The sequence below is a fragment of the Pseudoalteromonas sp. S3178 genome, assembly GCF_005886985.1.
Taxonomy (GTDB): Bacteria; Pseudomonadota; Gammaproteobacteria; order Enterobacterales; family Alteromonadaceae; genus Pseudoalteromonas; species Pseudoalteromonas carrageenovora.
The window spans coordinates 117,080-129,861 of record NZ_PNCW01000038.1 but is presented as its reverse complement, the minus strand read 5'-3'; the positions used below and the strand labels follow the sequence as shown (position 1 = coordinate 129,861).

The following is a 12,782-nucleotide window of genomic DNA, read 5'->3' as shown; positions in this document are numbered from 1 at the left end:
CTAACTATTGTTGATCCAACAAGTTGTATTTTTTAAGATAGCCACGTAATTGATGATACGTTAAACCAAGTACTTCTGCAGTTTTCTTTTGATTAAATTGGCTATGTTCGAGTGCTTTATTAATCATATTTATTTCAAACTCGTTAGAGCGCTCTTTTAAGCTACACGGAAACTGTATTTCTTCACCGGGCTCTGCTTTAGGTAAAGTACTTGGCGCAGGGGCCAAAGCAGGCTCTTGTGCAACAACTTGCGCGGGGATAGGGGCTTTAATACGCGCTTTTGGTCTAAAGCGGCTTTCAAATGGGTCTAAAATAATCTGGTGAACGGGAATATGTTCGCTGCCATGGCGATATAAGCTGCGCTCAACTACATTTTTAAGCTCACGTATATTACCTGGCCAATCGTAACTTAACAGGGTTTCAGTCGCGCTTCGGGTAAAGCCACTAAATAACTCCCACTCTAGGTCGCGGGCCATGTTCATCGCAAATTGCTCGGCAAGTAACATAATATCGTCTTGACGTTCGCGCAGTGGCGGCAGAGTAATTACATCAAAAGCAAGGCGGTCAAGTAAGTCACTTCTAAATTCACCTTGCTGTGCAAGGTGCGGTAAATCTTCGTTAGTTGCACACACTAAACGGGTATCAACTTTTACGGTTTGCTTACCGCCCACACGTTCAAATTCGCCATACTCTATTACACGTAGGAGCTTTTCTTGTACCATGGCTGAGGTGTTTGCCAGCTCATCTAAAAATAAAGTGCCGCTGTTGGCGCGCTCAAAGCGGCCTTCGTGACGTTTGCTTGCACCGGTAAAAGCACCGCTTTCATGACCAAACAATTCGCTTTCGAGGAGGTTTTCGTTAAGGGCTGCACAATTTAGTTTTACGTAGTTTTGATCCCAACGTTTAGATAAAAAGTGTAAACGCGCAGCGATGAGCTCTTTACCCGTACCGCGTTCACCAATAATTAATACCGGTTTATCTAAATTAGCTAACTGCGATACCTGATCAAGTACAGCTAAAAAGCTATCAGATTGGCCGAGTAAATTATCCTGTTGGCGATATTGGCTCATATTTCCTAACTCTTGGTCATTTTTACTAACAGTTAGTGTATTTCATAATCAAGGATAACTAAAGGAATTTGTATATTTAGTTTAACTTAATGAAAATAAAGTGTATTTTAGTTTTTAAAAAGTTGGCAAGCATATTGATACTAGTTACAGCAGACTAACTAAGTTTAAATTACAGAGGTAAATGTTATGGGAATTTTTTCACGTTTTGCAGACATTGTTAATTCTAATATCAATGCCATTTTAGATAAAGCAGAAGACCCAGAAAAAATGGTTCGTCTTATTATCCAAGAGATGGAAGACACATTAGTAGAGGTACGCTCTACGTCAGCTAAAACACTCGCTGAGAAAAAAGAAATTGTACGCCGTGCAGAAGCATTAAAGGCGCAAGTAAGTGATTGGCAAGATAAAGCCGAGCTAGCTCTTAGCAAGGATCGCGACGATTTAGCACGCTCAGCATTGCTTGAAAAGCAAAAGTCGGCTGAAGCCGCAGCTGCTGTAGAAGGTGAGCTTGAGCATGTAGAGTCTCATATTGAGAAACTACAGCAAGAAGTCACCACGCTGCAAGAAAAGCTAGCTGATGCTAAAGCGCGTCAAAAGGCAATTATTTTACGTCAACGCTCGGCTGAGTCGCGCCTTGAAGTGAAAAAAGCGCTTGATAGCTCTAAAGTAGAAGATGCACTTAATCGTTTTGAACGCTACGAAACTAAAATTGATGGACTAGAATCTCAAATAGAGTCGTACGATTTAGGTAAGAAAACATTAGCAGACGAAATTGCAGACTTACAAAAAAATGAAAAGATAGATGATGAGTTAGCCGAACTTAAAAAGAAGCTAGCTGATAAATAACTTATAAAGGGGTACTTAAAGTGCCCCACTGCTTAAAACATCGAATACGGATTGCCAGGAGAGGGTTATGTTTGATTCAGAGGTAATAATTGTACCATTTGTCATGTTTATGATTTTTGTTGCGCCACTGTGGTTAATTTTACACTACCGTAGCAAAAAACAAGTAAGCCAAGGTTTAAGTGAGCATGAACACCGCCAATTACTTGAGCTTGCTCAAAAAGCCGAAAAAATGGCTGACCGAGTAGAAACCCTTGAAGCATTACTTGATCAAGAGTCACCACAATGGAGACGTAAAGTATGAGTGCCAAACGCGAATTATTAAGAGACCCACAACGCGGTAAAATAGCCGGTGTATGTGCGGGATTAAGTGACTACTTTAATATGGAGTTATGGTTAGTTCGCATTATATTTGTTAGTGCGGTACTGCTAACAGGTGGCCCATTATTTGTGGTAGCGTATATTGCAGCGTGGTTTATTTTAGATATAAAAGACCCCACAACTACACATACAAACAGCTCAACTAAAACTGACGATCCGCTAGAAGTTAAATTTAAAGTATGGCAAAAAGGCGAGCCTCCGCGCCGCGCATTGCAAGACTTAAAAGAGCGTTTAGGGCGAGTAGATTCGCGCCTTCAAGATATGGAACGCCATGTTACTTCAAGCGAGTTTACGGTTAGCCGTGAAATCAACAAACTTTAAAGGATTTAATAGCACTTTGTTCGGTGATTAAGCATCAATGAAGTGCTAGCCCATTATGAGTAGCACTTCATTTGCCAAAAAAACCTTTAAAAGCATTAAAGGTTCAGCCCAAAAAGCCCTTCATCGTAGTTTAGATCAACACGTAAAATTAGCCGTAACGGGTTTAAGTGGTAGTGGTAAAACGGCGTTTATTACCGCGCTTGTTAAACACTTAACCACACAAAGTGATGATAAAAACTTACCCTTTTTTGATGTAATGCGAGAGCACCGCCACATTGCCACTAAAGTTGTTCCGCAAGAGGCGTTAAAGGTGCCTACGTTTGACTACCCACGAGCACTTAACGCATTACTCCCAAGCGATGGGGAGCCTACATGGCCTGCATCAACCGAGCGTATTAACACCCTGCGCTTGGCTATTAAATACCAAAGTGCTTCAGGGTTGCGTGGGCATTTTTCGCCGCAATCTACGCTGTATTTAGATATTATTGACTACCCAGGTGAATGGCTACTTGATTTACCTATGCTTGAGCAAAGCTATAGCTTGTGGTGCGAGCAACAATATCCGCTGTTATTACAGCACCCGCGTGTAAACACCTCTACTGAATTTTTAAACGCGCTTGAACAGCTTGATTTAAATGCCCCCGTAGATGAAGGGTTGCTTGCGCACATTGCAGCGCTTTATCAAAGTATGCTGGTGGGCCTTAAAAAAGACACCAAGCTTGCCATGTTACAACCTGGGCGTATGCTTATGCCTGGCGACTTACAAGGTGCGCCGCTTTTATTGTTTTTTCCGGTAAATGCACAGCATATAAAAAGCGATGAAGTGGTGCCTGGCTCTAACTTAGCGCATTTAATTAAGCGTTTTAACGCCTATGTAAAAGAAGTAGTTAAGCCTTTTTATAATGAGCACTTTAAACACTTTGACCGTCAAATTGTGCTAGTAGATGTACTCAGCGCTTTAAACGAAGGCCACGAAACACTCCAAGAGCAAAGTAGTGTAATTAATCAATTGCTCGCACACTTTAATTACGGCGAGTCGGGCTTTTTTAAACGTTTATTTAAACCCAACATAGATAAAATACTCTTTGCTGCCAATAAGTCAGATCATATAAGTGCCAAGCATCACAAAGACTTAGCACTACTGCTTGATTCGCTTGTGCATGAGCAAAGCAATCACTTAAAGTTTGATGGCGTACAAATAGAAACTATGGCTATGTCGTCAATTACTGCAACGCAGCCGCGCCAAGTTGCCGATAAAGGTCAAACGCTTGATTGCATTTATGGCAAACCACTTAACGAGCAAGACTGGCTAACTTACTTACCACCACAGCCACCTAACCGCATGCTTAATAAAAATGAGTGGCCAGCGCAGGGGTTTGAGTTTTTGTCGTTTGCGCCTATGGCAAACCCCGACAAGCAACTTAAACATATTCGTCTTGATCATGTGATGCAGTACCTGTTAGGAGACAAATTATCATGAACGATACACACCAAACATTTCAAGCGGGTAGGCGTATTAATACCCAGGCAGATGAGCAGGTTGAGCCTAAACTTGCCCCTGCAAAAATAGTTGCTCAAGGTCAAAGTGAATACATTGAAGAGCCTGATGATGAGCTTCTTGAAGATGAAATAGATTTAGAGCCGGTATATAAAAAGTCAAAATGGCAAACGCTTAAAGGTGTGTTTGTTGTCAGCTTTTTAGTACTGGTGCTACTTGAGTTTGCTTATTCGCTAGTATTTGCATTTCAGCAATCGGTAATTTTAGGCGGCGTATATTTAACAGCCGTGGTAAGTGGTGTGCTATTAATTGGGCGCATGCTCTGGCGCGAATATAGAATGCTGCGCAGTTTAAAGCGCAATCAGTTACACCGCCATGAAGCCGACAGGCTTTTAAATAGCGAGCAAGTAGGCGGCGCATTGCCGTGGCTTGAAAAGCTAAACAAGCACCAACAACTCGACAACTTCGACGCGTTTAAAAACCAAGTAGCTACCCATCATAGCGATAAAGAAATAATGACCCTTTACGCGAATAGCTTACTTATAACGCAAGACACCCACGCTAAAAAGTTAATAAATCGCTTTGCCACAGAGTCAGCATTGCTCGTTGCCCTAAGCCCGCTTGCGCTGGTGGATATGATGGCAGTGCTTTGGCGCGGCACTAAGTTAATTGAGCAAATAGGTAAAATTTATGGCATTGGTTTTGGTTACGCAAGCCGCATTAAGCTCTACCGTATGCTTATAAAACAAGTGATGTTTGTAGGCAGTGCTGAGCTTGTATCTGATTTAGCAGCCACAGCACTCAGTGCTGAGCTTTTAGGTAAGCTTTCTGGGCGTGCAGCACAAGGGGTAAGCGCGGGTATTTTTACAGCACGCATTGGTTACAAAGCAATGGAGCTTAGCCGCCCACTACCAAGGCTTGAAAACAAACGCAGCTTGTTAAAAGGCACAGTGCAAAGTATTGCTAGTAAAATTATGAGCCGTAAAAAGGCCGAGCCAACACAATAAAAAAGTGGCAATATTTGTGTACAAAGTCGCGCTGAACGGTTTTTGCACAAATAGCCATCTGAGCATCCGGCATGCTTGTGATTTAAAGTGCGGTGCGTTTTATTTATGTAATTGACACACATAATAAAAACGAGAGCACACAATGAGCAAGCATCATATTAATACCCAATGTATCCATGGCCCACAAAAAGCAAACGATCCGCACGGCGCACTCACGTCGCCTTTGTATCAAACCTCTACCTTTCATTTTGAAAATGCAGCACAAGGCGCCGCACGTTTTGCAGGCGAAGAGCCAGGTTATATTTACACCCGCCTAGGTAATCCAACCACCACCGAACTTGAGCAAAAAGTAGCACAGTTAGAAGGCTGCGAAGCTGCAGCTGCCACCGCCACCGGTATGGGCGCGGTATCGGCATCGGTATTGAGCTTTTTATCGCAGGGCGATCACCTTGTGGCATCAAGCGCGTTATATGGTTGTACGTTCGCGTTTTTTGCACACATGTTGCCGCGCTGGGGGATTGAAGTCACTTTTGTTGATATGACCTGCGAGGACGAACTACGCGCTGCCATTAAACCTAATTCCAAAATGATTTTTGTCGAAACACCCATAAATCCGACAATGGCTGTTATTGATTTAGCCTTAATTGGTGCAGTGGCTAAACAGCACAATTTAATTAGTGTGGTCGACAACACCTTTTTAACGCCACTGCTGCAATCGCCTAAGCAGTACGGTATAGATATTATTATGCACAGCGCCACCAAATATTTAAACGGCCATGGTGATGTAGTAGCAGGGCTTGTGTGTGGAACGCAAGAGCACATTACCTTAATAAAAATGACGGTACTTAAAGATATTGGTGCAACTATAAGCCCACACGACGCATGGCTAATAAACCGCGGCTTAAAAACCTTAGCTATACGCATGGAGCGTCATTGCCAAAGCGCACAAAAAGTAGCTGAACACTTAGAGGCACACCCACAGGTTAATATTGTTTACTACCCAGGGCTTAAATCGCACCCAGGTAATAAATACATAGGCAATCAAATGAAAGCTGCAGGTGGCGTTATTGCATTTGAAATTAAAGGCACCCTTGTCCAAGGAGCGCAGTTTATAGATAGTATGAAGCTTTGCACACTCGCTGTAAGTTTAGGTGATGCCGAAACGCTCATTCAGCACCCCGCATCAATGACGCACTCGCCTTATACACCACAGGAGCGAGCAGCCGCAGGTATAAGCGACGGCCTAATTAGGCTCTCTGTTGGGCTTGAGGATGTTAACGATATTATTGATGACTTAAATCAAGCTTTTACGTTGATTTATTGAGTGTATTTATTTGTGTACATTAAAGTTGAACTTCAAGGCCTTTATAAACGGTAGTGTACATAATTCACTCCTTGTGTGTAATTTTAAATTTACAGTTTGAGTGATCGTGCCAAATGCTGATATACGCTTAACTATTAAACTTTTCTTCACTTTTGCATAGTATGGCTGCATTAGATATTCACTCATCTTGAGTATCACACTGACACACATTTAGGGCTTAACCCCAAGAAGGTTATTATGGCTAAAGCAAGTAAATACACATCCAAAACACCAGACGAAAATGGTGTTATACACTGGAGCGATGAAGAAAATAAAATTTGGTCTGAGCTTGTAGCACGCCAACTTGCGTGCATAGAAGGCAAGGCCTGCGATGAGTACATGGAGGGGCTTAAAAAAATAAACCTACCACACGATCGTATCCCACAGTTAAGCGAGCTTAACGAAGTGCTTCTTGCCTCAACTGGTTGGCAAGTAGCGCCTGTACCTGCGCTTATCGATTTTGATGAGTTTTTTAGATTATTGGCAAACAAACAATTTCCGGTAGCTACGTTTATTCGTAGCCGTGAAGAGTTTGACTACCTACAAGAACCTGACATCTTCCATGAAATATTTGGCCACTGCGCAATGCTAACCAACCCTGACTTTGCCGAATTTACACACAAATATGGCCAATTAGGGTACGCAGCACAGAAAAAAGATCGCGTGTACCTTGCACGTATGTATTGGTTTACGGTTGAGTTCGGTTTAATGCAAACCGAAGATGGCCTGCGTATCTACGGCGGCGGTATTTTATCAAGTCCGGGTGAAACGCAATACGTGTATTCAGACACACCAGAAATAACGCCCATGAGCGTAATTGATGTGCTGCGTACGCCGTACCGTATTGATATTATGCAACCACAGTACTACACCATAAATTCGATTCATGATCTGTTTGATATATCGCAAATGGATATTATGACTTTGGTTGAGCAAGCTAAAGCGCTTGGTTTGCACGACCCAAAATTTCCACCTAAAGAAAAATTAGCCGGTTAACTTTAATTTAAAAAGAAACGCTAAAGTAAGGATTTAAAATGTCTTCATTAAGTGAACAAAAATGCGAAGCCTGCCACGTAGATGCACCAAAAGTATCTGACGAAGAGCTTGCACAATTAATTACTAAAATACCAGACTGGGTACCAGAAGTACGCGACGGCATTATGCAGCTTGAACGTGTTTATAAATTTAAAAACTTTAAACAAGCTATCGCATTTACTAACAAAGTGGGCGACATGGCAGAAGATGAAGGCCATCACCCTGGTTTATTAACCGAGTGGGGCAAAGTAACTGTAACGTGGTGGAGCCATTCAATTAAAGGCCTACACAAAAACGATTTTATTTGCGCAGCTAAAACAGATGACGTATTTAACGCGCTGTAAACTTTTTAAAGGTTTAACCTTTGCAAAAAAGCCCGCTAAAGCTATTTAGCGGGCTTTTTTTATATACCGTTGTCACTGGCATTTATAGAAATTGAATGAACCTTTAACTGCTTATCTGAAAACTTACTTTTAAGCATGTCGATTGTTTTTTCTTGTTGTCTACAAGGTGGACAGGGGCCTACATCTTCATCTATTGAGGTGTAAAACAACGTATACTTTTGCTGAGTAAAATCGGGCAATGTTGTTAATAGCTGCTCTAAATTACTTTTAATTAAATCGGAGTCAGGATGGCTTTGTTTATTTTTAAAAATAGATAAAATATTTGGTAAATATTTATCAGAGTAATGCATCAACTCGCCTTTGCTGTTAAATAAAAACATTTGCGGTGCGGTATTATTAATGGGCGATTTAACCATTTGGTAATGAGAGAAACTGTACTGCTCAGCGTATGTATTTCCGCCGTATATAAGTAGTGTAGCTAGTAGTAATTTGTACATGTTTATCCTTAAGTTAAGTGATTCCACGAGTTGTTAAGTGTTTTTTTAATCTCTATAGCAATAATACATATAACCGCTAACAAAATGACTAAATGCACTATCAGTATAATATTTAGGTCAAAAACGGATTGTTGAAATAAATAAGTTTGTAGTTTTTCATGTTGGGTGAAAAATAGTGCGACAATAACTATGTGGGCTATCACAAATGCAGTGAAAAAGAGCTTTAAAAATAAATAGCATATTTGGTAGCTGCGAGCGCCCATAGCACGTCTTAACGCAAGCTCTGTGGATGATTTAGCCGTAAGTTGTTTAATACTACTGTAGTTGTATAAAAACGCAGAGAGTAGAAGAATTGAGGAGCACACAACGGTAATTATAAGTAATGCATTTCTAGGGGCTTGCTCATTTTTTACTAAAGACGAAAGGGGGGTAAGTGATAAATCGTTAAAGTTTACACTTAATGCCTTTATTGCCGTTTGGAGTTCACTTTCAACTTGTGTGATGGGCGCATAAGTTTTAATTATGATTGTTTCAAAACCTGTCAGGGCGCTTATTACACTGTACACAGTGGGCTGAACGGGTGTATCGGCTCCTTCATTATAAATATCATTAACAACGCCAACTACTTTATGCTTTACTTTTCCAGTATCAAATTGGGCTAATAAATAAGCTTGGTTTAGTTCTGTGCCTGCAAAGTATTGATCCCATAAAGCACTGTTAACAACAATGCTTTGATACTGTTGCCATTGCACGCTTTGCCCTGAGATAAGCTTAGCGCCAATAGTTTTAAAGTAATGCGGGCTCACTCTATGGCTTGCGGTACTGGCGCTTTTCCCCGAACTGATAGCTTGTCCGGTAACGGTGTACCATGCACTAAACCCACTGCGATCTGATAGTGGCGGAGCAGAGCTAAGCGATACTTCTTCAATAATGGGCAGTGAATTTAATTGCTGAATTAATTGTTGAGCAGAGTTATTTGCAATAAAGGCCTCGCTAGGTGATTGCGGGAAGCTAAAACTAGCTATTAAAATATTATCAGCAACAAATCCCACGTTTTTATTATTTAAATTAATCTGGCTGTAAATAACCAAACTACTAATGTAAACACTTGTAATAGCAAGGCTAGTAAGTAACGAAAGTAATGAGAATACTTGTACTTTTTCGCTTGTTGTTGCACTTTGGCCGCGTCCAATACTGCTGTGTATCCACCTTCGTTGAAAATAACTAAGCGCCGATAAAAAAGTAATAATAACAATGTAAAATACCGCCAGCGTAAATAATGAAAAAGAGCTGCTTAGCTGGTTCAGGCTTGGTAATAAAATTGCGCTGATACTGTCGCTCAGTGGATAAAAAACGCACATTACAATAATAAGCAGTAGGCTTGTGAGTACGATATCAATAATTTGCTGCACAAAAATGTGTGTATTATTGGCTCCGCATAATTTGCGTATAGTTTCTTCTTGTTGCTTTTTAATTGATTCTGCACAGTAAAATGCACAAAAGGCAATAAAGCTAAATGAGAGTAAAATATAATATAGTAACTGCAATAAGTTTAGGCGCTTTATTATTTTGTTAAAGTGAGTTGGGTTGACGCCAATACCATCACTAAACTTAAGTTCGGTGTTATCAAATATAAACATTTCGTTTTGTAAGTGCTTATTTAGCAAGTTTAAGAAAAGTGTTTTATTTTTAACGTTTCCTAGAATATACGTAAATGTATCTGGGGTCAGGTTACTTTCTTGAGGCAAAATACGCTTGAGTTGCGAGTAAGGAATAACAAGTTTAGGTTCATAGGCACGTTTAAAGCTTTTAAACTCTTTTGGCATTACAGCAACAATGTTTATGCTTTTATTATTAACAACAAGCTGTTTGCCAATAATATCAGTGACACCTTTAAAATGAGTATGCCAAAACGAATAGCTAATAGCGGCACTTAGTGCGCTGCCTTGTTTTGGGTAATCTAATTTTTCAAAGCTGCCTAAAGCAGGAATGATACCTAATTGTTTATAACCCCCCGATATAAAACTTACCTTAACGGCCTCACTATCATGATTAACCGAAAGCTTTAATGATAAATCGATAGAGCGTTCAAAAACGCCGACTAAACCTGGGTGCAATACGGTTATTTCATCAAAAATGTATTCATCAACGGGTAAGTCATTTTGAGTGTCACTTAAGTAAACTTGTTTAATGTTATGAATGTTATTTATTGCCGTGTAATCGGCTGATAAAAACTGACTATGAATGTTACTTATATTTAAAATTAAACATAAAGGAATACTCAGCAACAAACAGCTAAGCCATAATTTAGTACTTTGCTTAGCATATTTTAGCCAGTTAAAAGTCAGATCAGTAATTAAATTTAGCATTAAAAACCTTGCGCACTTAGCTGCCCGTCTTGAATATACAAACGCGTTTTTGCTGTTTTAGCATGGTTTTCATCATGGGTAATTAAACAAATTGTTTTACCTTCGTCGTTTAGCTTATTGAGTAACTGATATATTTGCTCGCTATTGCTCGAATCTAAATTACCGGTTGGCTCGTCAGCTAAAATAACAGAGGGATCATTTATTAATGCTCTAGCAATAGCAACTCTTTGTTGTTGCCCGCCAGACAATTGGCTTGGTTTTCTATCAATAAACTCAAGCATGTTTACTTTATTAAGTGCAGCTTTAACTTTATTTAGGTAGTCCTTTCTAGGCACTGATTTGTTGTAACTCAGTGGTAAAGCAACGTTATCAAATACGCTTAAATGATTTAACAAATTAAAGTTTTGAAATATAAAGCCAAGCTCTCTGTTTTTAATAGCTGCAATCGCATCGGGTGTTAAGTCTGCTGTGTTAGTGTCTAAAATAGTGTATTGCCCTTGGCTGGGTAAATTTAACAAACCTAAAATAGAAAGTAGGGTACTTTTACCACTGCCTGAGGTGCCCGTAATTGCAATATAATCGCCACTGTTTATTTTAAAGTTTATAGCTTTAAGTGTATTCACTTTGGTATTAGGATATTGATAAAAAACATTATTAAACTCTATCAGCGGATAACTCATCAAAAAGCACCTATCAAGTCAAAGTTATTTTCAGTGGCGTAATCAGCAGGCAGTAACAACACATAGTTACTTTTTAATGGTTCATTAAAGCTTAACGTATCTCGCTCGCTCGATTTGTAATTTATGTGAGTAAGAATAGCTTTACTTGATGGTGTTACTTCATAAATCTTCCACTGGCTATGACTATCAAAGTCATTCGGCTTTGGAATATTTTGAACGAGTAGAGATTTCTCTAAATAAATATGAGCTTCTATTGCTTGGCTGCTTCTAAGCCATGATGGTGGGGGGGCGTTTAATACTAAAAATACGTTAATAGCACCATTTCTTATTACCGTATCAATATAATCAACCTTAGCTGCAATTGTGCCACTGGGCGTAACTATGTCTGCTTTTTGGCCTATCTTTAACTGAGTAGATGAATATTGAGGAACTTGTATTTTAGCGAGTAAGTTGTCGGTCTCTATTAACTCAAACAACGATTGACCTTGTGTGACCGCTTGACCTAATTTAGCTAAGTTTTGGCTTACGGTACCGTCAAAGTTTGCTGTGAGTGTTAATTGCTCTTGGCGCCTTTGTAAATAACTAAGTTTGTTTTTGGCGATGTTTATTTTGTTATCAAGCGCAATTAATTGCTGATCAAATGCATCTTTAAATAGGCCAAGTTCATCATTTTTAGCATTAACTTCAAGTTCACTTTGCTTGTAAAGCATTTCGCTTTGTTTAAAGCGAATTGCAGAAATAATACCTTGTTCCATTAAAACTTTATTAGCATTTAATTCAAGCGATTGCTGCTGCAATGCCATTTGGGCTTTAGATAAGTCTACTTTGATTTGCGAGAGCTTGATTGTTAAATTGCTTTTATCAATAGCCACCTGAGATTCTAAATTAAGCTGCTCATAGCTCGCATTATGTATATCTTGTTCCAACTCGTAGTTAGTTAGCTTTGCCAATACTTGGCCTTTTTTTATAGCTTGCCCTTCACGAATTGTAAGTGCTTTGATATTGCCTTTTAGCGGCGCAGACAAAAGCTCTCTTTGTGTAGGCTCTATTGTACCAATCCCTTTTAATACATTAGGTGAGGATATTTTAGTAACAAGTATTGGTTTCAAATAACGAGCAGGTATGCCATCAGAGAATAGTGCTAATTTAATTAAATAGCCAAGAGCTATTAACAACAATAAAGTCCCAATTATGAATGGAGCTTTCTTTTTTTGTTTTACGATTAAATACTCTTCCATTAGTACAACCTGCTAAGTGCTTTTATTATTTTAAAAATAGGCTAAACGTTATTTAAGTTAGAGTTTTCACTTTCCTTATAAAAAGGATGTGAGGTTAATATCTAGCAGCTAACAGTCTGAATATTCATCAACTCGTC

The 12,782-nt window shown here is 39.5% G+C and carries 13 protein-coding genes; 8 read left to right on the top strand and 5 right to left on the bottom strand.

Going from position 1 to position 12,782, the window contains the following annotated elements; all coding sequences use genetic code 11:
• Window positions 1-4: 4 nt before the first annotated feature.
• Complete coding sequence (pspF, locus tag CWC11_RS12285; protein ID WP_138682921.1) at window positions 5-1,069, bottom strand: phage shock protein operon transcriptional activator; 1,065 nt, start codon at window positions 1,067-1,069, stop codon at window positions 5-7.
• 186 nt (window positions 1,070-1,255) lie between these two features.
• On the opposite strand from pspF, the gene pspA reads away from it, so the two are divergent.
• The 8 genes from pspA to CWC11_RS12245 all read left to right on the top strand — a co-directional run bounded on the left by pspA (window position 1,256) and on the right by CWC11_RS12245 (window position 7,861).
• The gene (gene pspA, locus CWC11_RS12280; protein ID WP_138682920.1) at window positions 1,256-1,915 is read left to right on the top strand and encodes a phage shock protein PspA; all 660 of its coding nucleotides are present in this window, start codon (window positions 1,256-1,258) and stop codon (window positions 1,913-1,915) included.
• A 67-nt stretch (window positions 1,916-1,982) separates the two neighbouring features.
• Complete coding sequence (gene pspB / locus CWC11_RS12275) at window positions 1,983-2,216, top strand: envelope stress response membrane protein PspB (RefSeq protein ID WP_138682919.1); 234 nt, start codon at window positions 1,983-1,985, stop codon at window positions 2,214-2,216.
• Window positions 2,213-2,614 carry an envelope stress response membrane protein PspC gene (gene pspC / locus CWC11_RS12270; protein WP_138682918.1) on the top strand — a complete coding sequence of 134 codons (402 nt, stop codon included), beginning with the start codon at window positions 2,213-2,215 and terminating at the stop codon, window positions 2,612-2,614. Before pspB ends, pspC begins: the two co-directional genes overlap by 4 nt.
• Before the next feature lie 55 nt (window positions 2,615-2,669).
• Window positions 2,670-4,094: a YcjX family GTP-binding protein gene (locus CWC11_RS12265; RefSeq protein ID WP_138682917.1), complete on the top strand. Its 1,425-nt coding sequence runs from the start codon at window positions 2,670-2,672 to the stop codon at window positions 4,092-4,094.
• The gene (locus CWC11_RS12260) at window positions 4,091-5,119 is read left to right on the top strand and encodes a YcjF family protein (RefSeq protein WP_138682916.1); all 1,029 of its coding nucleotides are present in this window, start codon (window positions 4,091-4,093) and stop codon (window positions 5,117-5,119) included. Before CWC11_RS12265 ends, CWC11_RS12260 begins: the two co-directional genes overlap by 4 nt.
• A 142-nt stretch (window positions 5,120-5,261) precedes the next feature.
• Window positions 5,262-6,443, top strand: a complete 1,182-nt coding sequence (megL, locus tag CWC11_RS12255; protein ID WP_138682915.1) for a methionine gamma-lyase — start codon at window positions 5,262-5,264, stop codon at window positions 6,441-6,443.
• A gap of 237 nt (window positions 6,444-6,680) precedes the next feature.
• On the top strand, window positions 6,681-7,478 hold the full coding sequence (gene phhA / locus CWC11_RS12250) for a phenylalanine 4-monooxygenase (RefSeq protein WP_138682914.1): 798 nt from the start codon (window positions 6,681-6,683) through the stop codon (window positions 7,476-7,478).
• A gap of 38 nt (window positions 7,479-7,516) precedes the next feature.
• On the top strand, window positions 7,517-7,861 hold the full coding sequence (locus tag CWC11_RS12245; RefSeq protein WP_006793641.1) for a 4a-hydroxytetrahydrobiopterin dehydratase: 345 nt from the start codon (window positions 7,517-7,519) through the stop codon (window positions 7,859-7,861).
• Window positions 7,862-7,920: 59 nt separating this feature from the next.
• On the opposite strand, the gene CWC11_RS12240 is transcribed toward CWC11_RS12245, so the two are convergent.
• The 4 genes from CWC11_RS12240 to CWC11_RS12225 are packed head-to-tail and all read right to left on the bottom strand — an operon-like array spanning window position 7,921 to window position 12,645.
• Window positions 7,921-8,358 carry a hypothetical protein gene (locus CWC11_RS12240; protein ID WP_138682913.1) on the bottom strand — a complete coding sequence of 146 codons (438 nt, stop codon included), beginning with the start codon at window positions 8,356-8,358 and terminating at the stop codon, window positions 7,921-7,923.
• An 8-nt stretch (window positions 8,359-8,366) separates the two neighbouring features.
• Entirely contained in the window at window positions 8,367-10,727 is a 2,361-nt protein-coding gene (locus CWC11_RS12235) for an ABC transporter permease (protein WP_138682912.1), read from the bottom strand.
• Window positions 10,727-11,407, bottom strand: a complete 681-nt coding sequence (locus tag CWC11_RS12230; RefSeq protein WP_138682911.1) for an ABC transporter ATP-binding protein — start codon at window positions 11,405-11,407, stop codon at window positions 10,727-10,729. Before CWC11_RS12230 ends, CWC11_RS12235 begins: the two co-directional genes overlap by 1 nt.
• Entirely contained in the window at window positions 11,407-12,645 is a 1,239-nt protein-coding gene (locus CWC11_RS12225; protein ID WP_138682910.1) for an efflux RND transporter periplasmic adaptor subunit, read from the bottom strand. The genes CWC11_RS12230 and CWC11_RS12225 overlap by 1 nt, the downstream gene beginning before the upstream one ends.
• Between the last annotated feature and the right edge of the window lie 137 nt (window positions 12,646-12,782).